21 protein-coding genes and 1 pseudogene are annotated in these 24516 nt (G+C 59.9%); 11 read left to right on the top strand and 11 right to left on the bottom strand.

Features of this window, described 5'->3' with window-relative positions:
- Window positions 1–37 precede the first annotated feature (37 nt).
- The 3 genes from PCOSP_RS14445 (at window position 38) to nhaB (ending at window position 3397) form a co-directional block, all read left to right on the top strand.
- Entirely contained in the window at window positions 38–304 is a 267-nt protein-coding gene (locus tag PCOSP_RS14445) for a hypothetical protein (protein WP_139645439.1), read from the top strand.
- A 198-nt stretch (window positions 305–502) separates the two neighbouring features.
- Window positions 503–1792 (top strand): hypothetical protein, encoded by a 1290-nt coding sequence (locus PCOSP_RS14440; protein ID WP_464711826.1) that lies wholly within the window; start codon window positions 503–505, stop codon window positions 1790–1792.
- A 102-nt stretch (window positions 1793–1894) separates the two neighbouring features.
- Entirely contained in the window at window positions 1895–3397 is a 1503-nt protein-coding gene (gene nhaB / locus PCOSP_RS14435; RefSeq protein ID WP_464711824.1) for a sodium/proton antiporter NhaB, read from the top strand.
- A gap of 134 nt (window positions 3398–3531) precedes the next feature.
- Here the strand turns inward: nhaB and PCOSP_RS14430 are convergent, their stop codons facing one another.
- From PCOSP_RS14430 to gnd, 3 genes are read right to left on the bottom strand one after another with little or no spacing between them, the layout of a single operon-like run.
- Window positions 3532–4353, bottom strand: coding sequence for an HAD family hydrolase (locus tag PCOSP_RS14430; RefSeq protein WP_139645432.1), 822 nt, complete (start codon window positions 4351–4353; stop codon window positions 3532–3534).
- Window positions 4350–5870 (bottom strand): glucose-6-phosphate dehydrogenase, encoded by a 1521-nt coding sequence (zwf, locus tag PCOSP_RS14425; protein ID WP_175362612.1) that lies wholly within the window; start codon window positions 5868–5870, stop codon window positions 4350–4352. Before zwf ends, PCOSP_RS14430 begins: the two co-directional genes overlap by 4 nt.
- The gene (gene gnd / locus PCOSP_RS14420; RefSeq protein ID WP_464711936.1) at window positions 5867–6871 is read right to left on the bottom strand and encodes a phosphogluconate dehydrogenase (NAD(+)-dependent, decarboxylating); all 1005 of its coding nucleotides are present in this window, start codon (window positions 6869–6871) and stop codon (window positions 5867–5869) included. Before gnd ends, zwf begins: the two co-directional genes overlap by 4 nt.
- Window positions 6872–7135: 264 nt before the next feature.
- Between gnd and PCOSP_RS14415 the strand changes: the two genes are divergently transcribed.
- Window positions 7136–7309 carry a DUF6026 family protein gene (locus PCOSP_RS14415; protein ID WP_162843604.1) on the top strand — a complete coding sequence of 58 codons (174 nt, stop codon included), beginning with the start codon at window positions 7136–7138 and terminating at the stop codon, window positions 7307–7309.
- Window positions 7310–7619: 310 nt separating this feature from the next.
- Entirely contained in the window at window positions 7620–9359 is a 1740-nt protein-coding gene (locus PCOSP_RS14410) for a phosphoethanolamine transferase CptA (RefSeq protein WP_464711821.1), read from the top strand.
- A gap of 136 nt (window positions 9360–9495) precedes the next feature.
- On the opposite strand, the gene PCOSP_RS14405 is transcribed toward PCOSP_RS14410, so the two are convergent.
- The 4 genes from PCOSP_RS14405 to PCOSP_RS14390 form a co-directional block, all read right to left on the bottom strand.
- Window positions 9496–9990 carry a GNAT family N-acetyltransferase gene (locus PCOSP_RS14405; RefSeq protein WP_464711819.1) on the bottom strand — a complete coding sequence of 165 codons (495 nt, stop codon included), beginning with the start codon at window positions 9988–9990 and terminating at the stop codon, window positions 9496–9498.
- A 68-nt stretch (window positions 9991–10058) separates the two neighbouring features.
- Window positions 10059–11180, bottom strand: coding sequence for a cell division protein ZapE (gene zapE / locus PCOSP_RS14400; RefSeq protein WP_464711817.1), 1122 nt, complete (start codon window positions 11178–11180; stop codon window positions 10059–10061).
- A gap of 124 nt (window positions 11181–11304) precedes the next feature.
- Entirely contained in the window at window positions 11305–11646 is a 342-nt protein-coding gene (locus tag PCOSP_RS14395; protein WP_175362608.1) for a nuclear transport factor 2 family protein, read from the bottom strand.
- Between the two features lie 51 nt (window positions 11647–11697).
- Complete coding sequence (locus tag PCOSP_RS14390; protein ID WP_139645419.1) at window positions 11698–12414, bottom strand: helix-turn-helix transcriptional regulator; 717 nt, start codon at window positions 12412–12414, stop codon at window positions 11698–11700.
- A gap of 198 nt (window positions 12415–12612) precedes the next feature.
- On the opposite strand from PCOSP_RS14390, the gene PCOSP_RS14385 reads away from it, so the two are divergent.
- Window positions 12613–13083: an LEA/WHy family protein gene (locus PCOSP_RS14385; protein WP_464711814.1), complete on the top strand. Its 471-nt coding sequence runs from the start codon at window positions 12613–12615 to the stop codon at window positions 13081–13083.
- 1 nt (window position 13084) lies between these two features.
- On the opposite strand, the pseudogene PCOSP_RS14380 reads toward PCOSP_RS14385, so the two are convergent.
- A pseudogene (locus tag PCOSP_RS14380) lies at window positions 13085–14007 on the bottom strand (carbon-nitrogen hydrolase family protein).
- Between the two features lie 86 nt (window positions 14008–14093).
- On the opposite strand from PCOSP_RS14380, the gene PCOSP_RS14375 reads away from it, so the two are divergent.
- Entirely contained in the window at window positions 14094–15002 is a 909-nt protein-coding gene (locus PCOSP_RS14375) for a LysR substrate-binding domain-containing protein (protein ID WP_464711812.1), read from the top strand.
- Window positions 15003–15005: 3 nt separating this feature from the next.
- On the opposite strand, the gene PCOSP_RS14370 is transcribed toward PCOSP_RS14375, so the two are convergent.
- On the bottom strand, window positions 15006–15260 hold the full coding sequence (locus PCOSP_RS14370; RefSeq protein ID WP_003181187.1) for a hypothetical protein: 255 nt from the start codon (window positions 15258–15260) through the stop codon (window positions 15006–15008).
- Window positions 15261–15420: 160 nt separating this feature from the next.
- Here PCOSP_RS14370 and PCOSP_RS14365 point away from each other — a divergent pair, with 160 nt between their 5' ends.
- A complete protein-coding gene (locus tag PCOSP_RS14365; protein WP_139645411.1) occupies window positions 15421–15738 on the top strand; it encodes an ElaB/YgaM/YqjD family protein in 318 nt (105 codons plus the stop codon).
- 152 nt (window positions 15739–15890) lie between these two features.
- On the opposite strand, the gene PCOSP_RS14360 is transcribed toward PCOSP_RS14365, so the two are convergent.
- Entirely contained in the window at window positions 15891–16922 is a 1032-nt protein-coding gene (locus PCOSP_RS14360) for an Ldh family oxidoreductase (protein WP_139645409.1), read from the bottom strand.
- A gap of 587 nt (window positions 16923–17509) precedes the next feature.
- Between PCOSP_RS14360 and PCOSP_RS14355 the strand changes: the two genes are divergently transcribed.
- Complete coding sequence (locus PCOSP_RS14355) at window positions 17510–21979, top strand: dermonecrotic toxin domain-containing protein (RefSeq protein ID WP_464711808.1); 4470 nt, start codon at window positions 17510–17512, stop codon at window positions 21977–21979.
- Window positions 21980–22148: 169 nt separating this feature from the next.
- Window positions 22149–22529 carry a fe2+ zn2+ uptake regulation protein gene (locus tag PCOSP_RS14350; RefSeq protein WP_464711807.1) on the top strand — a complete coding sequence of 127 codons (381 nt, stop codon included), beginning with the start codon at window positions 22149–22151 and terminating at the stop codon, window positions 22527–22529.
- Between the two features lie 3 nt (window positions 22530–22532).
- Here the strand turns inward: PCOSP_RS14350 and PCOSP_RS14345 are convergent, their stop codons facing one another.
- Entirely contained in the window at window positions 22533–22721 is a 189-nt protein-coding gene (locus PCOSP_RS14345; RefSeq protein ID WP_047698563.1) for a hypothetical protein, read from the bottom strand.
- A gap of 538 nt (window positions 22722–23259) precedes the next feature.
- Between PCOSP_RS14345 and PCOSP_RS14340 the strand changes: the two genes are divergently transcribed.
- Window positions 23260–24495 carry an MFS transporter gene (locus PCOSP_RS14340; protein ID WP_464711806.1) on the top strand — a complete coding sequence of 412 codons (1236 nt, stop codon included), beginning with the start codon at window positions 23260–23262 and terminating at the stop codon, window positions 24493–24495.
- Window positions 24496–24516: the final 21 nt, after the last annotated feature.

The following is a 24516-nucleotide window of genomic DNA, read 5'->3' as shown; positions in this document are numbered from 1 at the left end:
CACATCATCTGATTGGGCACTTTTATGAGAGAACGCCATGAACGCCCCGCTCCGTATCAACGAAGCTCTTTTGATTGCCGACCGCGCATTTAAACCTTTCCAGTGCGTGGCCTGGGCCCCACAGGATGGTAACGGCGAATTGAGCCTGACCGTCGTTGACCGCACCAATACCCATATTGGCCGCACCCAGATTCCAAGCAGCGCCTATACCGACCCAGCCCAACTGGCCAGCCTGTTGAAACAAGCCCGCGCCGAATTGAGCCAGGAAGGTTACAAGTTGCAATCCTGGTCCATGCCGGAATAAACACGCTCTTTTACGTATACAGTCCGAGCCTGTATTGATAGCAGGCTTGGTACTGAGTCGAAAAGTCATTGCTCTGGCACGAATCGCAGCTATTTGTGCAAGGTCTGACAGTTGTGCACTGTCACATTCAGGGATTGAATGTTGCCCTCATGCAGTCATCGCCCCTCCGGGCCGGTCGACGTGCGAGGAGAGGCATGCATGCTCAATCAATTCGCGCCTGAGCGTTCAATGGCGGCGGCCAACGCCGGTCAACTGGATGCGGGTTTTGCCAATAACGGCAAGGCATGGGTCCATTTTTCCGGTAGCACCTCCAGCCTGACCACCGGATTGGCCCTCGACCACACCGGAAGAATTCTGATGGCGGCCAAAATCGAGACACCCCACGGCAGCCGGTTCGGGCTCACAAGGCTTAACCACGACGGTTCAACCGACCCAGGTTTTGGAACCGATGGCTGTGTCATTGGTTCTTTTGAGCCCGGCTTCGAAGCAACGGCAGGCAAAGTGACCGAATTGCCCGACGGAAAGATTCTGTTATCCGGCCTGCATTACGAAAGCGCTGACCGCACCCTCCCCGCCCTGGCACTGTTCGACCAACAAGGCCGCGCCGTTCCCGGTTTCGGCAACACCGGACAACGAGTGATCCGGATCGAAGGCAATCTCTCCCAAGGTCTGCGCGATCCCTGGCTACCGCCGGGCATACCGGGCCTCGAAGCCTGCGACATGCGCGTACAGGCTGATGGCCGGATTCTGTTACTGGCCAACCATCATTATCAAGCCTCCGACCATGTCGGCGTCCTCATCCGGCTGCTGCCGGACGGCGCGCCGGACACCTCATTCAATAGAGGCGGGTTTGTCATGGTCCGGCGCCTGTTGAAAAACACCTGGTTGAGCTGCCTCTCGCTCCAGGCCGATGGCAACATAGTAGTAGGCGGCGCCATCGATCTGCCCCAGCAGGGCTTGATGGTCCGTTACGACCCCAGCGGCAAACTCGATGACAGCTTCGGCGAGAACGGCTTCCTGTCCATCGCCGCCAAGGAACGCAGCGTGATGATCAACCAGATCGTTCAACATCAGAACGGTGACCTGCAGGCATTCGGCAGCAGTCGCGACCCCATGCATTGCCTGTCCCTGAAAGTGCACAAGGACGGCAGGCCGGATCATGACTGGAACCAGGGACAGTGCCAGCTCCTGGAGATCGGACGCAACGCCAGCCAGTGGACCGCCGCCCAGGTTCAACCCGATGGAAAACTGGTGACCGCGGGAGCCACCATCGGCGGTATCGACGCCGACTTCGTTCTGGCCCGGCATTTGCCGGACGCCAACCTTGACACGGAGTTCGGCCATGGCAAAGGCTGGGTTCGCACCCGGCTCGGCTACAGCCTGGACACCGCCACCTCGCTCGCGATACAGGCCAACGGAAAAGTCCTGGTGGGAGGCCACTCCCTCCACGGTACCTACCGAGCCGTGGTGACCCGGTATTGGTCCTGACCCGGAGAACCTTGACCGTAAATGAAGCGGTATGAATTCCTACGCTTGATATTCCGCATTGCTTACGGCAAGTTGCGCGCTTCTAAATAAAAGGAGCAGCCGATGTCCGGTTCCATGACTCAGGCTTTCGCCCACAACTTCCTTGGGCACTCACCACGCTGGTACAAGGCGTGCATCGTCACCTTCCTGATCGTCAATGCCCTGGTGCTGTGGACCCTCGGTCCGGTCGTGGCAGGCTGGATGCTGGTCGTGGAGTTCATCTTCACCCTCGCCATGGCCCTCAAATGCTATCCACTGATGCCCGGTGGCCTGTTGCTGATCGAAGCCCTGGCATTGGGCATGACGACTCCCAAGGCGCTGTACGACGAGTTGCTGCACAACTTCCCGGTGATCCTGCTGCTGATGTTCATGGTGGCCGGGATCTACTTCATGAAGGACCTGCTGCTCTTCCTGTTCTCCCGCCTACTGCTGGGCGTGCGCTCCAAGACGCTGCTGGCCCTGATGTTCTGCTTTCTCTCTGCGTTTCTGTCGGCCTTTCTCGATGCGCTGACCGTCACGGCAGTGATCATCAGCGCCGCGGTGGGTTTCTACTCGGTTTATCACCGCGTGGCCTCGGGAAATGATCCCCGCCAGGACGCCAGCGTCGATGAAGACCACGCCCTGGCTTCATTGCACCATCAGGATCTGAATCAGTTCCGGGCATTTTTGCGCAGCCTGTTGATGCATGGCGTCGTCGGCACCGCGCTGGGCGGGGTATGCACCCTGGTGGGCGAGCCGCAGAACCTGCTGATCGGTCATGAAATGGACTGGCATTTCGTGGAGTTCTTCCTGGAAGTCGCGCCGGTATCGCTGCCGGTCCTGATGGCCGGGCTGGTGACTTGCATGGCACTGGAAAAACTGCGCTGGTTCGGTTACGGCACACTGCTGCCGGATAACGTTCGTGCCGTACTGGCCGACTACGCGGAGCAGGACAACCGCGAGCGCAACTCACGCCAACGCGCGGCCCTGGTTGTCCAGGGTATCGCCGCACTGATCCTGATCGTGGCCCTGGCCCTGCATGTCGCAGAAGTCGGCCTGATCGGCCTGGGGGTCATCGTGCTGATTACAGCGTTCACCGGCATCACCGATGAGCACCGGCTGGGCAATGCGTTCAAGGACGCGATGCCGTTCACCTCGCTGCTGGTGGTGTTTTTCGCAGTGGTGGCGGTGATTCACGATCAACAGTTGTTCACACCGCTGATCCAATGGGTCCTGGCCCTGCCCGCCGATCAGCAGCCAGGCATGCTCTTTATCGCCAATGGCCTGCTGTCAGCGATCAGCGACAACGTGTTCGTGGCAACCATCTATATCACCGAGGTGAAGCAGGCCTTCGTCTCCGGTCACATGAGCCGCGAACAGTTCGAAACCCTGGCGGTGGCCATCAATACCGGCACCAACCTGCCCAGCGTTGCCACGCCTAACGGCCAGGCCGCCTTCCTGTTCCTGCTGACCTCGGCCATCGCCCCGCTGATTCGCCTGTCCTATGGCCGGATGGTGTGGATGGCCTTGCCCTACACTGTGGTCATGGGTGGCTTGGGGTGGTTTGCGGTGACGTACTGGTTGTAGACATACATCTCACAGCCCAGTGCGAAACGCGTGTGGGAGCGAGCCTGCTCGCGAAGGCGGCACGTCAGTCGACTCTATGCTGACTGACCCACCGCTTTCGCGAGCAGGCTCGCTCCCACAGGGTTCCATGTGAGTTATCGAGGCAGGATGTAGCGCTCGATCGCCAGCGCCGCGCCATCCTCGGTAACGGATGCGGTAATCACATCGGCCTGGCGCCTGATCGACTCCTCTGCCTGCCCCATGGCAATCGACAGGCCCGCACGGTGGAACATCGCCGGATCATTGCCGCCGTCCCCCATCGCCGCCGTCTGCTCCAACGGCACGCCCAGGAATGCTGCCAGGGTCGACAACGCCTCCCCCTTGTTGGCCTGCATCGCCGTAACGTCCAGGTAGATCGGTTGCGAACGCGACACTTGAGCCTGCCCCTTGAGCAGCGGATGCAAGCGGGCCTCCAGCTCGACCAGCAGACCCGTATTGGCGCTGGTGGCGACGATCTTGTCGATGCGCTCCAGGTAGGGTTCGAAACTCTCCACCTCAACTGGCGGGTAGCCCAGGCCACGGGTTTCCACCGGCACCATCGGCCCGTTGGCATCACGCACCAGCCAGTGGCCATCGGCAAACACCCAGACCTCGATGCCGGGCTGATCGGCGTACAGCGCCAGGGTCGTCAACGCCGCCTCCGGTGGCAGGTAGTGCACGGCAAGGAAACTGCCGTCCGGATGAACCAGCGTACCGCCGTTGAAGGCCGCCGTGGGCAAGTCGACACCCAGGGCTTCGATCTGCTGCAACATCGCCCGCGGTGGCCGTCCGGTGGCCAGGCTGAACAACACGCCGGCCTCGCGCAGGGCACGAACGGCTTCGATGGTGCGCTGGTTGAGACTGTGGTCGGGCAGGAGCAACGTGCCGTCCATGTCGCTGAGCAGTAATCGGATGGGATGTTTCACTGGCTCACTCATCCGAGGTCATGCCAGGCACGACCATCGCGTGTCAGCAAATCATCGGCGGCGGCCGGGCCATCCTCTCCGGCCTTGTAGGGCTGGACGGTCGCGTCCTGCTGCCAGGCATCGAGAAACGGCTGGACGGCACGCCAGCCATTCTCGATGTTGTCGGCGCGCTGGAACAACGTCTGATCGCCGGTCAGGCAATCGTAGATCAGGGTTTCGTAACCCGTGGATGGCTGCATTTCGAAGAAATCCTTGTAGGCGAAGCCTAATTCTATATTCGCCATGTCGAGCGTCGGTCCCGGCCGCTTGGCCAGCAGATCGAACCACATGCCTTCATTGGGCTGGATCTGTATCTTCAGGTAAGTAGGTTGCAATTCCTCGACTTCCGTATCGCGAAACTGCGCGTACGGCGCCGGCTTGAAACAAATGATGATTTCCGTGTCCCGTACACTCATGCGCTTGCCGGTACGCAGATAAAACGGCACGCCCACCCACCGCCAGTTGTCGATCATGACCTTCAGGGCGACGTATGTTTCGGTGCCGCTGTCGGCCGCCACGTTGGCTTCCTGGCGATAGCCGTTCACCGGCGTGCCATCGATTGCACCGGCGATGTACTGGCCGCGTACCGAATTGGCGCGAGCCTGTTCCACCGACCAGGGTCGGATGGCGCCGACCACCTTGGCCTTCTCCCCTCGAACCGCGTCGGCACCGAAGGCGGCCGGCGGCTCCATGGCCACCATCGCCAGCAGTTGGAACAGATGGTTGGGCACCATGTCCCGCAGGGCGCCGGTATGCTCGTAAAAACTGCCACGGGTTTCCACGCCGACCGTTTCGGCGGCGGTGATTTGCACGTGGTCGATGTAATGATTGTTCCAGAACGCTTCGAACAAACTGTTGGAGAAACGGCTGACCAGGATGTTCTGTACCGTTTCCTTGCCCAGATAATGGTCGATCCGATAGATCTGCTTCTCGCTCATGACCTTGAGCAAGCAGGCATTGAGCGCTTCGGCGGTGTGCAGATCCGAGCCGAACGGCTTTTCGATCACCACCCGCCGAAAGGCGTCAGCCTGTTCCTCAAGCAACCCGGCCGCACCGAGGCGGCGGACCACCTCACTGAAAAAGCGCGGCGCGGTCGCCAGGTAGAACACCGCATTGCCGGTACCGCTGGCAGCGATCTTCGCCGCCAGCGCTGCATAGGTGCCGTCGTCGAGGAAGTCGCCCTGGACGTAGCTGATGCCTTTGGCCAAGCGGGCCCACAGTACCGGATCGAGCGCACGGCCGGCATCGCCGCCCTTGCTCGCGGCTTCGTGACGGATGAAGTCCTCGAGTTTCCTGGCAAAGTCCAGGTCACTGATGGCGTTGTGATCAACGCCAATGATCTGCAGTCCATCCCCTAGCAACCCGTCACGGCTGAGGTGGTACAACGCCGGCATCAGCAGACGCTTGACCAGGTCACCATGGGCACCGAACAGGAACAACGTGGTCGGCGGTGCGGGTTCTGCCTTGGATTTCCTGCCGATCGAGGTCATTTTTTCGGCGTCTCCACATGGCCGCCGAAGCCGAAGCGCATGGCCGACAGCATTTTGTCGCCATAAGTGCTCTGCTGGCGGGAACGGAAACGGGCGAACAGCGAACTGGAGAGCACCGGCACCGGCACCGCTTGCTCGATGGCCGCCTCGATGGTCCAACGCCCTTCGCCGCTGTCGGCCACTTCACCGGAAAAGCCGTCCAGCTTCGGATCGCTGGCCAGGGCATCCGCAGTCAGGTCGAGCAACCAGGACGACACCACGCTTCCGCGCCGCCAGACTTCGGCGATATCGGCCAGATTGAGGTCGAAACGTTGCTCCGGCGGCAGGCTTTCGCTGGACTTGGTCTTGAGGATATCGAAGCCCTCGGCGAAGGCCTGCATCATGCCGTACTCGATGCCGTTATGGATCATTTTCACGAAATGCCCGGAGCCCGCCGGGCCGGCGTGAATATAGCCGCGCTCGGCGCGATCGTCGTCGGACTTGCGGTCACGGGTGCGGGGAATATCGCCCATTCCCGGTGCCAGGCTGGCGAACAGCGGATCCAGGCGCGTCACCACGTCGGCATCGCCGCCGATCATCATGCAATAACCGCGCTCCAGGCCCCAGACGCCGCCGGAAGTGCCCACATCCATGTAGTTCAAGCCCTTTTCCGACAGCGTCTGGGCGCGACGGATGTCATCCTTGTAGTACGTATTACCGCCATCGATGATCACATCACCTGGCTCCAGCAGCGCGCTGAGCGCGTTGATGGTGTCTTCAGTGGGCGCGCCGGCCGGCAGCATGACCCAGACCGCTCGCGGTTTTTCCAGCCCGGCTACCAGTGCCGGCAGGTCCGCCACGCCCGTGGCGCCTTCCTGGACCAGATTTTCGACGAACGCGGTGTTGCGGTCATAGACCACCGTGGTGTGCCCATCGAGCATCAGGCGCCGCGCAATATTGCCGCCCATGCGGCCCAGTCCAATAATCCCGAGTTGCATGTGCTGATGCTCCCTACTACAAATAAAGGTAAGTCAAAGGTTTAGCTTCAATATGATTTGGCTGCGACAAATGGAGGTTAGTCCAGAGCCTTGCTGCATAGTTTCCGGTTAATTCGTGCGATCACAAGGGGGTAACGCTTCAAACCCGGTCGAAGGCACGACGACCATGAAAAATAAAAAAGTTCCATTCACGAGCAAAAGAAATCAGAATCGGCGCCGATAGTAGAGTGTCGACCAAAAAAGCTGGCGACATCTCTATAGTTGATGTAGCCATTTGCGAGGTGAGCAATGGACCCAGTCGTTACCGCACGTCCTCCCCAAACCCTTTACGTGACCATTCGTCGCGACGAATTGCGCCTTCTCAAGGAAGAACGCGATCTGCTGCTCGATGAAGTGACCCAGTTGCGCATGCAGTTGCAGCATGCCCAATTGTCCCATCAAGGCCAGGCCCTGGCTCGATAATCACCCTGTAGGACTGGCGAAGCCTGCGATCTTTCGATCTTGATCTCGCTGAGATTCAAGTATTGATGGAAAGATCGCAGCCTCGCTCCGCTCGGCAGCTCCTACGACAATATCCTTGTACCAGCGGGATTAAGTCCCCCCCACCACACGTACATTCGCACCCAAGCTACCGTTCTATAACCGAAAACTCACAAAGTTTTCACAACGTTCCCAGGATACTCCCAGCCTTTAGGGTGCTCGGCGCATGCCTGCGGCTACCATCCGGTGCCAACAGCTTCGCCGGTGTAGATAAAAAAGGCTGGAGCGCTTGATGAGTCTGTTCAAACGCAGCAAAACGACTGCGAAAGGTTTCGATTGGGCCGGGTTCGGCTGGCTGTTCCTGTTCTTCTGGTATTTCTCCGGTATTACTCAACTGCTTATCCTGTTGAGCGATACCTCCGGCTTCTCCGGGTTCCGCCAGGCATTCACCATGAGTGCGCTGTGGCTGGCACCCATGCTGCTTTTCCCCGCTCGGACCCGCCTGCTCGCCGCGCTGATCGGTGTAGTGCTGTGGGCCTGCTCCATGGCCAGCCTGGGTTACTTCTTCATCTATCAGCAGGAATTCTCCCAAAGCGTCATCTTCATCATGTTCGAGTCGAACGTGGCTGAAGCCGGCGAGTACATGACGCAGTATTTTGCCTGGTGGATGGTGCCGGCGTTCCTCGCGCATACCGCAGTGGCTTATTTCCTCTGGACGCGTCTGCGTCCGGTGTACCTGCCCCGCGGACAGGCCCTGGTCGCGGCGGTTGTGATTCTGGGCGCCGTGGTCGGTTACCCGCTGGTCAAGCAAACCCAGCGCGCTGGCAGCCTGGCCGGCGGCCTGGAAAAATTCGAAGACCGCATCGAGCCGGCCGTCCCTTGGCAAATGCTGGTGGCATACCGTCGTTACGGCGAGCAGTTGGCAAGCATGCAGGGCATGTTGCACAGCGCCAGCAAGATCGAGCCACTGCGTAACCTCAAGGACACCATGGCCAACCAACCGGCGACCCTGGTGTTGGTCATCGGCGAGTCCACCAACCGCCAACGCATGAGCCTGTATGGCTACCCGAGGGAAACCACCCCGGAGCTGGACAAACTCAAGGATCAACTGGCGGTCTTCGACAATGTGATCACGCCACGTCCGTACACCATCGAAGCACTGCAACAGGTACTGACATTCGCCGACGAGCAGAATCCGGACCTGTACCTGACGACCCCTTCGCTGGTCAGCATGATGAAACAGGCGGGCTACAAGACCTTCTGGATCACCAACCAGCAGACCATGACCAAGCGCAACACCATGCTCACGACGTTCTCCCAACAGGCCGACGAGCAGGTGTATCTAAACAACAACCGCAACCAGAACGCCGCGCAGTATGATGGCGACGTGATTGCACCTTTCAACAAGGCCCTGGCCGATACCGCGCCGCGCAAGCTGATCGTGGTGCACCTGCTCGGTACCCACATGAGCTACCAGTACCGGTATCCGCCGACCTTCAACAAGTTCACCGACCGCCAGGGCGTACCGGCGGGCCTGCGCGACGATCAGGTACCGACCTACAACAGTTACGACAACGCGGTGCTGTACAACGACTTCGTGGTTTCCAGCCTGATCAAGGACTACGCCAAGAGCGACCCCAACGGCTTTCTGTTGTACCTCTCGGACCATGGTGAGGACGTATTCGACTCAGTGGGTCATGGCACCCTTGGCCGCAACGAAGGCAAGCCCACTGCGCCGATGTACACCATTCCGTTCATGGCCTGGGCTTCGCCCAAGTGGCGCGAAACCCATGACTGGAGCTTTGCTGGCGACCTGTCACGGCCGTACAGCAGCTCTCAGCTGATCCATACCTGGGCAGACCTGGCGGGCTTGAGCTTCGATGAACTGGACCGCAGCAAGAGCCTGGTCAGCACCGACTTCCAGGCTCGACCGCTGCTGATTGGCAACCCCTATCAACGCCAGCACAAGGCGCTGATCGACTTCAGCCTGATGCAGCCCAAGACGCCGGTGGCCAAGGTGGTTCAGCAGTAACCGCAAGGCACCGCGCAACTTGTGTGGGAGCGGGCTTGCTCGCGAAGGGGCCGTGTCAGTCAACCTAATCATTGGCTGACCTACCGCCTTCGCGAACAAGCCCGCTCCCACAGGGGGTGCGATACAGTCAGTATTTTTACAGGGGCTTGGTCCAGAACAGCATGCGGCCGTGGGCCGGGTCGAACATGCCGGCGGCAAAGCCGAACTTCGAATAGCTGGCCTGGGCCACGGCATTGCCTTCAAGCACTTCCAGGGTGATCTTGCAGCAACCGCGCTGACGAGCGATGTCCTCGACTTTCTGCAGCATCTTCTGGCTCAGGCCCATCCCGCGAAACGCCTTCATGACGGCGACATCATGGATATTCACCAGCGGCCGGCAGGCAAAGGTCGAAAAACCTTCGAAACAATTGACCAGCCCCGCCGGCTCGCCGTTGACGAAGGCCAGCACGCTGAACGCATGCGGACGCTTGGCCAGTTCCTCCGGCAGATGCAGCAGGACTTCGGCCGACAGTGACTGGCCGCCGCCCATGGGGTCTTCTGCATAGCCATTGAGCACGTGACAGATCGCTTCGGCGTGTACAGGATTGGTATAGCTGGCTTGCAGTACGAGAACGCCCTTGGCTTCTTCCATGACCTTACATCTCTCTTCGCTGGTACGGCGGGTAGTACCGACGGATCGGAACCGTCGGCGGATACAGGTCAGGCGGGCTGACCGAAACGTTGCATCTGCATTTCCTGGAGGCGACTGAGAGTACGGCGAAACGGGAATTGCAGATAGCCCTCGGTATACAACTGATCCATGGGCACCTGGGCCGACAGGTAGAGCGGCACCTTGCGATCGTAGCATTCGTCGATCAGAGCGATGAAGCGTCGCACACCGTCATCGTGGACCGACAATTGCGGCAGCTCGCGATCCCCCGCCTCGACCCGCTCGACGCCGTCTTCCGTACCACGGGCAATGCGCCCTTCCCGCTGCTCCGCACTCAGGCAAGGCACGTCGCTGAGCAGGATGGCCTTGTAGCGATCGCACAGGCCCATGAAATCCAGGGCCGAGAACGGTTGCTCGCACAGATCCCGGTAGCGGCTCCAGAGCACCGTGCCGCTGGCCTTGACCGGCTCCAGCAGACGATGGCCGACTGGCACCGGATCAGCACTGGACTGTTGCCCCGCACTCAAGCGCTCGAAGACCTCGCCCAACGGCTCGGGTCGCCCGGCTTCCCATAACCAATAACGCTGCTGCAGCGCACCCGGGTGCTGGCGATGATCCTGCCAGCCGTTCACCGGCACGACTTGCATATGCTGCTTGATCGCAGCGATGGTCGGCAGGAACCGCTCACGGTTGTGGCCGTTGGCATAGAGTTCTTCGGGCGGCAGGTTCGAAGTGCTCACCATCACCATGCCCAGCTCGAACATGACCTGGAACAGGCGTCCGAGGATGATGGCATCACCAATGTCGGTGACGAACAGTTCATCGAAACACAGTACCCGCACTTCCCGGCTCAGTTCCCTGGCCAGGGCCTGCAATGGGTCCGGTGTGCCCGTGAGCTGGAAGGAACGCTGGTGCACCCAGGCCATGAAGTGATGGAAATGCTGGCGACGGGCGGGAACCTGAAGACTTTCATGGAAGCGATCCATCAGCCAGGTCTTGCCACGTCCCACCGGGCCCCAGAGATACACCCCCTTGATCGACTTGCGTCCCTCGTGCAATGCCTTGTGGCATTGCTCCAAGGTCATGATTGCCAACTCCTGGGCCTCATCCTGGACAAAACCGTGATGTTCGATGGCGTGCTGCCAGGCACTCAAGGGGGAGTCGAAAGTCATGCGGCCAGGGTCCGGAAGAGGAAGGGGCTGAGTATGCCATGCCGAACGATCAACGATCACACGAACCGAGCATGAGCTCCTGTGGCGAGGGGATTTATCCCCTCGCCACAGGAGCTCGCGCCTTTTAAATCGAGATATCCAGTCGGCTGATCTTCCCCTGCTCATCGAGCCGGAAGGTATACCGCAACTCCAGTGGGCTGCCGGGGAAGGTTCCCGAGATCAGGTTGTGAACCAGCACCTTGCCCGTGCGTTGCTGCACGTTGAGCACTTCGACCCGTGGCTGGAAGCGGCGGGAAGTGTCTTCCATCCATTGGACGATGGCCTGGGTGCCGGCCCGGTGCTGGCCCTCATCGAACACGTTGGCATCCTCGGCAAAAAAACGCGTCACCGCCGAGCTGTCACGGGCATTGGCGGCCGCGATGTAGCCGGCGATGGCCGGGGCCAGGGAAGAGACGGGATTGGACATGGTAAGGCTCCTTGTTTTATCGATCTGGCATCATGCTAAAACAGCCTCATGTCAGTTCTTGTCAGGAGTGAAGCGCCCGGTGTCGTCCAGTTTCATCGACTTCATCCAGGCCCGCAGCAAGTCGCTGCGCCTGCCGGGATAGCGTTCACCCCGCTCGCTGGCCGACGCAATCCGGTCGGTGCGAAAGGTCCGGTAGGCGCCACGTAACTCGCACCAGGCCACCACCACCCGCGCCTCGTTGAAAAAACCCAGGGCCAGGGGCCAGATCAGCCGCTGGCTCGGCGTATTGTTCACGTCGGCGTAATCGATGTGCAGCTTCGCCTGGGTGCGGATGGCCTGGCGATACACGTTCAGTTCCACCGTATTCTGCGGATACCCATAACCGGGCGGACCAGGCAACACCGTGGGGTTGCGCAAGGCGTCCCGGACATCGGGAGCCAGCACCGCGGCGACCTTCGCCAAGGCGTCGGCGGCCGCTTTGCCCAGCACCTCGTCGCCGCGCTGATCCACGTAGCGCAGGCCCAGCACAATGGCCTCGATCTCATCGGCGGTGAACATCAGTGGCGGCAGGAACAGGCCACTGCGCAAAACATAGCCGATGCCCGCCTCGCCCTGGATCGGCGCCCCAAGGGCGGTCAGCTCGGCAATGTCGCGGTACAGCGTGCGTTCGGACACCTTCAACTCGGCCGCCAATGTCGCGGCGGTGGCCGGGCAGCGCTTGCCCCGCAAGACTTGCAACAAGGTGAGCAGCCGAGAAGTACGGGACACGATGGACGATCCGGAGGAAAAAGTTGCTGCAGATTAGCAGAGGCTGTTGTCAGAAACTGTCAGGAGCCCAGCGCCCATCAGGATGGAGAACTGGATGGACTTTGTGGCGAGGGGATAAATCCCCTCGCCACAAGGTTCTTCGCTTGTCCTCGGGGTTGTGGGTTATCGTGACCAGAAATTCACCGTGAGAGTACGCCCATGCGCAGAGTCCCCGGCCTGTTCCTTTTACTGACACTGCTCAGTCTCAGCGCCTGCGCCCTCTTCCCGCACCGCGACCCGCTGAACATCAACGTGGTTGGCATCGACCCCTTGCCCAGCCAGGACCTGGAGATGCGTTTTGCTGTGAAGCTGCGCCTGCAGAACCCCAACGAAACCGCCATCGACTACAACGGCGTGGCGCTGGATCTGGAAGTCAACGACCGCACGCTGGCAACCGGGGTCAGCGACCAGAGCGGTTCCATTCCACGGTATTCCGAAGCGATATTGAGCGTTCCCATGAGCATTTCGGCCTTTTCGGTGCTGCGCCAGACCCTGGGCCTGAGCCAGGCCCAGGGTCTGGATAACCTGCCCTATGTGCTCAAGGGCAAACTCTCCGGGGGAGTGTTCGGCACCATGCGTTTTGTCGACCGCGGAACCCTCGACTTGCCGAGGTCCGCGACGACCTGGTAATTCACGCCGTGAACCGAACCCCGGGGCGGGCCCGCTCATCCACCACCAGTTCGAACACGTCCGGCCTGGCGTAATGACCGACCACGTCATAGTCATAACGCGCCCGCACCAGGTCATCGGTGTCGATTTCGGCGGTCAATAATCCCGCCGTGTCTTTCAGCGGCCCGGCCAATACATCCCCCATAGGCCCGATGATCACACTGCCGCCGGCGATCAACGGACGTTCCGCCGGCCAGTGCTCGACATCGATGCCCAGCGCCTGAGGCGAGGCCTGGACCTGGCAGGCACTGACCACGAAGCATCGTCCCTCATGGGCAATGTGACGCATGGTCACCTGCCACATCTCCCGCTCATCCACTGTCGGCGCACACCAGACCTCCACCCCCTTGGCATACATCGCGGTGCGCAGCAGCGGCATCATGTTTTCCCAGCACACCGCCGCGCCAACCCGCCCGACCTGGCTGTCGATCACCGGCAACGTCGAACCATCGCCCTTACCCCAGATCAGCCGCTCGGTGCCGGTGGGCATCAGCTTGCGATGCTTGGCCACCAGCCCCGCATCAGGCTCGAAGTACAGCGCCGTGCAATACAGGGTGCTGCCGGCGCGCTCGATGACGCCCAGCACCAGGCTGGCGCCCGTGCGCGCAGAAAGCCCGGCCAACGCCTCGGTTTCGACACCCGGTACGTCGATGGCATTGGCAAAGTAGCGGGCGAATGCCTCACGCCCCTCCGGCAGCCGGTAGCCCAACCGGGTGCCAAAGCCTTCGCCCTTGGGATAGCCCCCAACAGGGCTTCGGGCATGACCACCAGGTTCGCACCAGCCTGGCGTATGGCGTCTTCGTAGGAAAGGATCTGCGCCAGTGTCTCGTCCTTGCCACTCGGCAAGGAACCAATCTGCAGGGCAGCCACGATGGATTTGGGCATGGGTGTTCAACTCCTTGGTCATCAGGTGTTGCTGATTCTCAGCCGCCGGCCGATCATGAATAAAGCCCCATACATTGCTAAACGATATGAACGCTATGAATATCGAGAACCTCGATCTCAACCTGCTCAAGACCTTCGAAGCCCTGCACGACGAATCCAGTGCCAGCCGCGCCGCCCTGCGCCTGGGCGTGACCCAGTCGGCCATCAGTGCAGCGCTGCGCAGATTGCGAAATGTGTATGACGATCAACTGTTCGTGCGCACCGGTCGTGGCCTGGCGCCGACGCTGCGGGCCAATCAACTGAAGCCCGTGATCAGCGAGGCCCTGGACAAGTGCCGCCAGAGCCTGGCGATGATCGATCCGGATATCAGTCATTACGACGGCCGCTCGGTCATCGTCGGTCTGTCCGACGACTTCGAGCTGGCCTATGGGCGTCGCCTGATCGAGGAAGTGGCGCGGCGAGCGCCGGGGTTACGCTTGATTTTTCGCCAGACCCATAGCCAGATCGTCGGTCGTAACCTGATGGAGCGAAATTTCGACTTGGCGATCACGGCGGGTGGCTTCACGGAACGGCTACTCAGCCGCCTGGTATTGGGCGAAGGCGACTATGCCTGCCTGGTCGATCCGGCCAGCCTGGAGGAGCACCAGCAAACCTTCAGCCTGGAGGCGTTCGTGGGCCGCGAACATTTGCTGGTGTCATCGGGTGGATTCATCGGCATCACCGACGAAGGACTGGCCGGGCTCGGCATGAGCCGGAAGGTGTGTGCCTCGACCACGCATTTCGCCGCATTGCCGTTTTTGCTCAAGGGCAGCCGGGCCGTGGCGACCATTCCCGGGCACGCGGCGCGGGCCATCGCAGCGTTCGGTGGCCTGGCGTTATTGCCCTGCCCCCTCGCCTTGCCACGTTATCCCATCGAACTGGGATGGCGAACCCATACTCAGATGGATCCGGCAGTGGCCAAGGTTCGCGAGGCCATCGTCACGACCTTTGCGTGAGGTTTACTTGTTGGCGGCCATCAAGCGATTGACCTCGCTGCGCACCATGTTGGCGTATTCCGGGGGCGACATGCCGTCCAGCTCGGCACGGACCCACTCGGCCCATTTGCCTTTGCGCTTGGAGCGCTCGCCAAACAACCGGGCGGCGTCGCCCTTGGCCTTGCCCAGGTTGTTCTGCCACAGTTCGAACAGTCGGGATTTTTCATCTTCCAGCGCTGCGCGCTCGGCCAGCGGCTTGTCAGCCAGATTGAAACTCATGGACATTACCTGTTGCGTAAATAGGCGACATCTTACACCTTGCAGGGAAACGCCTTAACCATCATTTGGATTTGATCGTGCTGACGCTGCCAGTCACTGCAACTTTTGCACAAGCGCAGCACTCCACTGTTCACGGTAATCATCAACAAGGAGTAACTCGATGGCTCGTAGACCCACCGCGCAAGCGAACGGAGAGCAAATCAAGGATCAAGTGTTCAGTGAACTGAAGGCCTTGATCGAAGAGTCGGAGAAGCTGCTCAAGAGCAGCGAGTCGCTGGTCGGTGAAGATGCCGAAAACCTGCGGGGCCAGATCTCCCAGAAACTGCAGCAGGCCTTGGATTCGGTCGCCAGCGCACGGGAACGTACCCGCCCCATGGTCGACGCCACCGAACTCTACATCGGCGGCCATCCGTGGCAAACCGTGGCAATTTCCGCCGGTTTCGGGCTGGTGGTGGGCTTGCTGCTCGGAAGGCGTTAAGCAACAAACCCGTGGGAGCAAAGCTTGCTCGCGATAGCGGCGGACCAGCCAATACAGTTCGACTGACTGGCACCATCGCGAGCAAGCGCTGCCCCCCAAGGCTTGTGGCTTAAAACCGACTGTTATCAGGCAACAATTGCTTCGCCTTCGGATTACATCCCCGCCAATTCCCGCAGCTGTTGCAATGTCTGCTCATCCAGCGCAATCCCATGCTGGTCGGAATGACTGCGCTCCCGATGCCGGCGATCTCCTGGTAACCGCCGCAACCCCACACCCTGCATCTGCCGGACCAGCTCCTGGCTGCGCTCGGCAAAGCTCTGTCCGGCGGCCTTGCTTGGGTCAATCACGATCAGCAACTGCCCGGTCCACGGCGTCTTGGCCCCCGGATGGTCGTTCCAGTCGAATTCGAACGAGAAGTTGCCGCCGGTCAGGGCCGCCGCCAACAGCTCGACCATCATCGACAATGCCGACCCCTTGTGTCCGCCAAACGGCAGGAGCGCGCCGCCTTGGAGAATCGCCTTTGGGTCGCAGGTCGGTTGGCCGAGGCTATCCACTCCCATGCCTGGCGGTAACGACTCGCCCTTGCGCGCGGCAATCTGTACGTCACCATGGGCGATGGCGCTGGTGGCCAAGTCAAATACAATCGGCTCGCCGCCAGCTCGTGGCGCGGCGAAGGCAATGGGATTGGTCCCGAACAATGGGCGATCCGCGCCATGGGGCACCACGCACGTCATGCTGTTGACCACGCTCAACGCCACCAACCCTTCATAGGCAAACGGCTCGACATCCGGCCAGAGGGCGGCGAAGTGATGGGAATTGCGGATAGCCAACACCGCGATACCGGCGCTGCGCGCCTTCTCCACCAATAACGGTCGTGCAGCGGCGAGGGCCGGCTGGGCGAAACCGTTTCCGGCGTCCACCCGGACGAAGCCCGATGCGACGTCCTCGACCACCGGCACAGCCTGGCCGTTGACCCAACCGCTGTTCAGCGTCGAGACATAGCCAGGGATACGGAACACACCGTGACTATGGGCACCGTCGCGCTCCGCACGGGCGCAGTTTTCGGCCAGGGTGCGAGCGACCTCGGCCGAGGTGCCATGTCGCAGGAATATCTTCTCCAGCAACCCCACCAGGGCGTCAAGGGACAGGGGGGCGGAACCGGCGTGATCGGATAGCGCGGACATCTGAAGCTCCAGAATGATTGTTGGAGGTAGCCACAGTGAGGGAGGAACAAATTCGGATTAACACTGCTTCAGGCGCGTACTGTCAATCTTTTCACCGCAGGCATGCCGCGCACGCCACAGCCTGACAGGTTTGAAGCCTCGCGTGCGGTAACTATGTACCACCTTTCCCCGTTCATCGTTCTCTAGCCTTGCCGCTTCATCCACGCATGGGCTGCCTCATGGCGCCTTGATCGAGAAGCAACGATGCCCCGTGAGACCACGCCACTGCTATTCCCTGACGTCCTGGACACCAACCGCCTGGACGAATTGAGCGCAACCCATGGGGTGACGCAAACCGACCTTGACTGGCTTCGGCACGCAGCCCTGCCCAGCCACGCGCTGCGTGCCGCGCAGACGCCATCGATGTCTGCCGACACCATACTGCTCCAGACCGAGGGGCAGGCTCCGATTCCGCTTGCCGGCTGCTTTACGCTGACAACCCCGCCTGAGATCGGCACCTCGTCCCCCAAGCCTGCATTCCTCTACACGCCGAGGGGGGAATCGAGAAATTCGACACCCCGAAGGCACTTGAAACACGGATCGACCAAATGCTCGCCGCCCCTGTGGAGCGTGACGATCTGTTCCAACTCCTGTCCATTTCCCAACGCGCCGAACTGAACGCCAGCACCGTTATCGAACAGGCCCGGCAGACCATGGATGGAGATGTTTTCAAAGCCCAGGTCGACGCCATCGAGCACGCTCAAAACCTCAATGCGCTGACCATGGTGGATGAGCTGATCAAACTGCCTTCGCTGACCGCGATGCTCGACCAGGTATTGAATGAAGTACTGGCGAACCTTGATCATCAACAGACCCGTGTCGCAATCACCGCCGATGCGGGGCTGGGTGATCCGACCATGGGCAAGGTGACCAACAACGTGTCACTGTCCGAAGCGGTCCTGGTGTACTTCCACCATCAGGGCCGGCCAGCCCGGCATGACGTCGATTTCATCCATCCGGAAATCGCGGTATCGCCCCATAATGCGCAGCAGTGGGAAAGCCTGCTACGGGTCACGGCTAAAAACCTGATTCCCAAGCTCACCGATTGCATCAATGCCTATTGGGACGCCACCGGCCCATTCCATATCTCGCGCCGGGAGCTGCTGTCGCGGGTCCTCAGCGACGCCCTGCGCGCCACCGTCCTGAGCAAACGGGAGCAACGGCAACTGAGCGACGCACAAAGCCAGGAGCTGCTCCGATTGTTCGGGCCATCACGCCAGGACGAGACGCCGCTGTTCATCGAAACGATTCGTCTCTGGGAGTATGAGCCGCTCTATGTGGAGCTTGCCGGCTCGCTGATGATCAGTGGCAAGGATCATTACCTCTACAGGCCCAGTCATGACCTGCAGAAAGTCGACAATTACCTGGGGTTCAAGGACGCGCTGCTGGCTACACCGACAAGCCTTGCCCGCAAGGAGGCACTCTATAGCCTGTTGAGCCTGGAAGAGCGCAACCGCTTTCTACGCCTTGACGAACCACAGGTCTCAGGACGCTCAGTGACGTTGCCGGTATTCGAATCCCTGGCGGATGCAATCATCGGCAAGCAGATCAGCAACCTTCACTACGCACTGGAGATGTCCCGCCAGGGCACCGTGAACATCCACGCCCTGGTCGACAAGGCACTGGATATTCGTTCCTTGATCAACAAGAACCTGCTGGAGCATGGGACCGACGGACATTGGGGCACTCTGCCGGCTTTTTATGGCGACTCGCGGCCGTCCAATTTCATGGCCGACCAACTGACGAGAAAGATCAAGAGCTATACCACCGTCGAGGAAGCGTTCAACACGTTGTTCGCCCAACTGCCGCTTGCCAATGAAATCTCACTGCACAGTCAACTGAAGGGCCTGCTGCCTGAACTCAGCAATGTTTTTTCCCTCGGCATACGTGCCGAAGCCGAGCTTAGAAAGCTCGACGGGACATTGCCGCCTGCCGCTGATGACCTCATTAACTGTGTTTTTGCCTACGACGCCGATTATCCCAATCGCGAGCAGCGCTTAGGGCTCAAAGGCTTTCGGCCCGATGCCTATTCACTGAGGCTTGCGTACACCGCGCAGGGCAACACCGCCTCATTGCCCCTGGCCAATTGTTTTTTCCTGACCGAGCGCGGAGGGCTGGACACGCCCTATTCAGGCTTGGCAATCCTCTGGACGCCGACCGACGGCTTGCAGGTTTTCCCCTCCGTCGACGTCGCCACGACACAATTGAACCGACACCTGCTCGACTCCCGCAAGCGCTTTGGCTTGCTCGCCAACCTGCCCCCCGCCCAACGCAAGCCTCACGGGCGTTATCAGCTCGAGGCCTTTGAGTTGATCGAAGACAACGTATTGCTGAATCGGATGAATTCGTTCATCAGGTTGTTCGAGATCGAACACGGCTATCTGAAGACCTTGAAAACCCGAAACTGGCAATTGACCGGAACGGGCTTGGCTAAAAGCCTTGAAACGTTACTGAACAAGGGAGCCCCCACCAATCTGACCCGTGCCAAACGCATCGCCCAGGCGGACAGGTGGCAACAGAAACTGCCTGCCTGGCTCGGCATGGCTTCTCTTGAAGATCAGCGCCTGCATATCAATCTGCTTGAGCAATATCGAAACAGCGTGATCGACGGCAAGGACTACCTGGACGGTATTGAACCCTTGCAGGCCTACATGCATAAAAAACTGAAAGCGCTGTTGGATGCGCGCTTCACCGAAAAAGACCTGGACCCTGCGATCATCCAGATCACACCAAACCTCGCACTGGCGGGGCCGCCCAGTTCCCTGACCGAATTCGCCCTGAATCATATCGATGTCACTCAAAAAACTGGATTCAAAGTGTCTTCGACGTCCAGACGCAAGCTGCCTGACAGCTTAAACGAGACGGCGGTCAAGCAACTGCTGCTGTCACTGGATGTCGCCACCTCGTATAAACAACATGTGCTGGACAAGCTGTCCGGCACGACGGCGGACGTTCAACAGAGAAAGCAGCGCTTCCGCCAACAACTACCCTGGCAGCTGCTGCAATACGCTCACGCACGGTGCCTGCAACAGTACCTCTCCCCTTCAGCCTTCGATTTGATTCACCAAGTGCTGGACATGCCGGACGCCCTTGCTCGCCAAGCGGTGAGAGGTGTCAGCGCGCTGATTCGTCCATTGGAACTGATCAAAACCGAAGGCGCCGCCGCGATCAAGGCACTGGGGCTTTACCTGATCGGGTCGGGTACCGATGCGAAAGCGCCCCACGTCCTGTACGCCCCCTACCATACGGGCCCGGGCTTCACCGAGTTCAAGGACGAAGCGAGTGTCGTGGCCGCCTTCAACCGGCCAGGACCACTACAGGACCTGTTGATCAGTCGCCTGCCCGCCAACCAGCAAAGCATATTCAAAAACCTATTTACCGCCACCATCGGGCAGCTATCGGAAATTACCCTGGCCTCGAATCCAGTCCAGACGAACCTCATTGATACATTGTTCAACGACAATACCCGTCTGTTATCGGACTTTCTGACCACCCAAACGGATAGGAAACGTCAGTTCGACTGGGAAACCGTGCGGCATCTGCTCAGCGTCGGCGCCAGGTTCGTAGGCAGACAGCTACCGGGCAAACTGACTTTTTTCGAGACATTGTGGGAAAGCTATCAGGACTTCAAGTCTTCCTCCGAAGCGTTGCAGCAGCATGACTGGAAAAACGGCCTGCATGATTTCATTGCCGGTGCCGCGGAAATGGTGTCACTCGGCTTCATGAATCGGGAGGATACGTTCGGGCTCCTCGCCCCCCTCGGCCCGGCCTCGCAAAACGCCCCTGCGACCCCGGTCAGTTGGAAGGATATCGCGTCCACCGCCCCGATCCGTACCAACCTGCAGGCCTTCGAGACCACGGGCATAAGCCTCCAGGATCTGCAAAAGAACCCCGCGGATGGGACCTACAAGGACACAGGCTCCGGCAAGCTCTATGTCAGCGTTGTTGGCAAAGTCTTTCAGGTGGCGAAGGCCAATCAGGTCTGGCGCGTTGTCCATGACAAGGGAGAGGGGCCGATACTCAAAAGATTGCCTGAAAGCCAGGAGTGGGCCATTGACCCGCAACGACAGACCATTCGCTACGGCAAGGTGATGTCGACCCTCGCGAATGCGTACAGCGACTACAAGGCTTCAGACACACTGAATATCGAAGCCCGAGGCATGGCTGAGATACGCAGGAAATACCCTCACCATGCAAACGTCATTGTGCAGGCGCTGGAGACAGCCAGGTATTACTCCCTCAATGCGCTTCATAATCTCGATCAAGCCCGGCAGCAGGTTTCAAAGGGCTCCCGGCGGGAGACTTACCTCAAGACCTTTTTTGGCGTAGACCAGGTCGATGCCCGTTTGATCGCAAAGATACATGCCGCTGTTGCACCGATATGTCAGGTATTGGTCGATCCATCCTGGGAAGCGCAAAACCAGAAACGCATCGTGATCGGCAATCTCAAGAACGCCAACGACACGGCGACGGCATTCGTGCTCGAACCCAATGCAGGCGGGAAAATCTACCTCACCCAATTTTTCTTCGACGTAGGGCTGGACCCGTACAAGATCATCGTCCCCGAGTCCTTCAATGTCGACGCTCATGCCCAGGGAGCCACCCTCATCCACGAACTGAGCCATCAGTTGATCGATACACATGACATTGTTTATCTGGACGCTCTGTTGCCATTCCTCGACCTGATTTCGCAAGTCACGCATGACGGACGAGCCCGGTATGACAGCCAGAACGACCTGCAACGCAACGGGCTCTCGCTGACCACGCCACGTTCAAGGTTGTTCATGGGGTGGGATAGCGCAGCCAGTACGCTCAAGAGCCTGGAGTTGCTTCCCGAGTTCAAGGCCACCGCCAAGGAAGTCCTCAAAGTCACCGGCGCCAGGACCATGAACGAGGCGCGAGATATCTTTCTGAACCCTGGCTCGGCGGACAAGCGCGTCGACGTCATCCTTCGAAACGCCGACTCGCTGACCCTGCTCATCTGTGAGTTGGGGCGCCAGCTCGACCCGCCCTCATGAACGGGTTCGCCCCCCGACCGGATGCAAAAAAACATCGCCTGTACTCGACCAATCACAAGGGTTTAACGACATCCCGGCGAATTTTTCACATCACGGCCCGCATGATTGGCCGTTCCTCTTGAGGGAGCACGTGTGACTATTTCTGATCAGGCTGGTAAGGACCTTTTGCATGCAAAACGCGCAACTGCCTACGGGGAATAAGCCGGGGTCGAACGGCGTCCCGATGACGACCACGAATACCGTACCCGTCAGATCGACGGAACGAGGCAGTAATGAGCACATCAGGCGTCTGCTCAAGAGCTTCGGGCTCAGGACCAGCCTCATTCGCCTCAAGATCATCGACGTATTGCTCACCGCTACGGTGGAGAACCGCTGCCTGGGCGTGCGGGGCGTGCACACCCAGTTGTTGGGGCTGGACATTCCCTTGTCCTTCCTCAGCGTTCGCGAGGTGTTGAAGCGCCTGTGCAGCGAAGGCGTGGTGACGCTCAACCCCGATAAGAGCTACAGCCTGCACGTCAGGGCCATGGCCGTGCTCGCGGCCACGGAATGACGCTCAGGGCTTGACCTTGCGCCGCATCACCCCGTTGATCACCACCACGATCACCGCCACGGCAATGGCGATGTATTGAAACAGCTGCTCGCTGATCATGCCTTTGTTCTGCATCCACGACAGTCCCAGCATGATCGCCAGGACCACGAGGATAATCAGAATCGAGTATTTCAAACGTTGCGAATGAGTCATTGCCAGTTCCTGAATGTATCCGTTCTGTATCCGCTCGCTTGCCAAGTGCTTACCCGATTTCAGGGACAAGCGGCAGCCGACGGGGTCACATGGTACCGCCGAAGGAGCGCTGACGCGCAAGCACGGTGTTCAATCATGAGGATATTATTTATGTTTCGTCGCATGTCACTGCTGCTGCCGCTGTTATCGATCCTGACGCTGAGCGGCTGCCTCTTTTTCCCCCCAGGCCACGGTCATGGGCAAGGACCGGGACATCCGGGTGGTCCGGGTTTCGACCAGCACCGCTAGGGCCTTTGCGGCGTGTCCTTGGTGAAGCGTCTGTAGCGAGCCTCCCCATGCTACGACCCCTCCTACCAATCAAGCTGTCAGTTACTGCCTTAATTAGGAAATAAATGTCCGCTTCTGCGGACATTTTCTTACGTCCGTAAAGCGCATTTCCTTCGTTAACACCGGGGAACTCTGTCTTTCAAGCCTTATCGCCCCCCACGTATTCTCGAATAAGAGGCGCACACCTCTTTACTCAAAATAAACGCTGGGAATGCAAAACTTGCTGACAACTTTCTCGCCTAAACGATTGACAGGTTTCTGCCTGGCTATCGCACTCTTTGAATTATTAACGTACATGGCCAGCGACCTGATCATGCCCGCCATGCTCGCCGTCACCGAAGAACTCGGAGCGGCTTCGGATCAGATTCCCTACGCGTTCAACCTCTACCTGCTGGGTGGCGTCCTGCTGCCTTGGTTGATCGGGCCGTTGTCGGATCACCATGGACGTCGGCCGTTCATGCTGGCCGGTTGCGCCGGGTTCGTGCTGGCTTGTGCGGCGACCACCCAGGTCACCCAGATGCAGGGGTTCAATGGCCTTCGCCTGATCCAGGGCATGGGCCTGGGCTTCGTGATCGCCGTCAGCTACCCCGCCATACAGGACATGTTCAACGAGTCGGATGCCGTGAAAATCATGGCGCTGCTGGGCAACCTGGCCCTCCTGTCGCCCTTGCTGGGCCCCTTGCTGGGTGGGTTGCTGCTGCAATGGTTGTCCTGGCGCGAACTGTTTCTGCTGCTGGCCGGCCTCGGCACAGTGAGTTGGCTGGCGCTCTGGGGCTTCATGCCGCACCACGCCAGGCCGGCTCCTCCAGGCAGCCAACAGCCGCCACCTGTTCCTTTCGAACTGGCTGCACTGATCAAACGCTATGGCGCCTTGCTGAGCCATCCCCGATTCATGGCGGCCAGCGTTGCGCTGGGGCTCATGAGCCTGCCCCTGATCGCCTGGATCGGCCTGTCGCCCCTGCTGCTGATAGAGGGACAGGGGGTTTCACCACTGGTGTATGGGCTGTGGCAGATCCCGGTGTTCGCCGCCGTGATCCTCGGCAATCTCCTGCTCAACGCGTGGGTTGAACGGGCCGGCGTAGACGGCGTGCTTCGTCGCAGCCTCTGGCCCCTGTGCGCCGGCCTGGTTGCCTTGGTTATTGCCAGTCGGTTCGCCCTTTCCCTGCCTGTGCTGGTCAGCGGACTTTCGTTGTACGCCCTCGGCCTCGGCATGGGCAATGCGGCGCTGTATCGACTGGCGTTGTTTGCCAGCGACGACAGCAAAGGGTTGGTCTCGGCCATGGTCGGGATGATCTCCATCGCCGTGATGAGCGTTGCCGGTTCATTGCTGGCGTTATTGGGCGCCGGCAACAGCCTGGAATCCTTTGCCTTGATGGCCGGTATCGCCGGGCTCAGTTGTCCTGTTGCGTTGTGCCTGTTCAAGTCGCGACCGGTCGCACACGTTTGAATTGCTCCGCCTCTTAGGAAA

The organism is Pseudomonas sp. MAFF 730105 (assembly GCF_055380705.1).
Note: the sequence above shows the minus strand (reverse complement) of the source record. Positions and strands in the feature narration are given on the sequence as shown.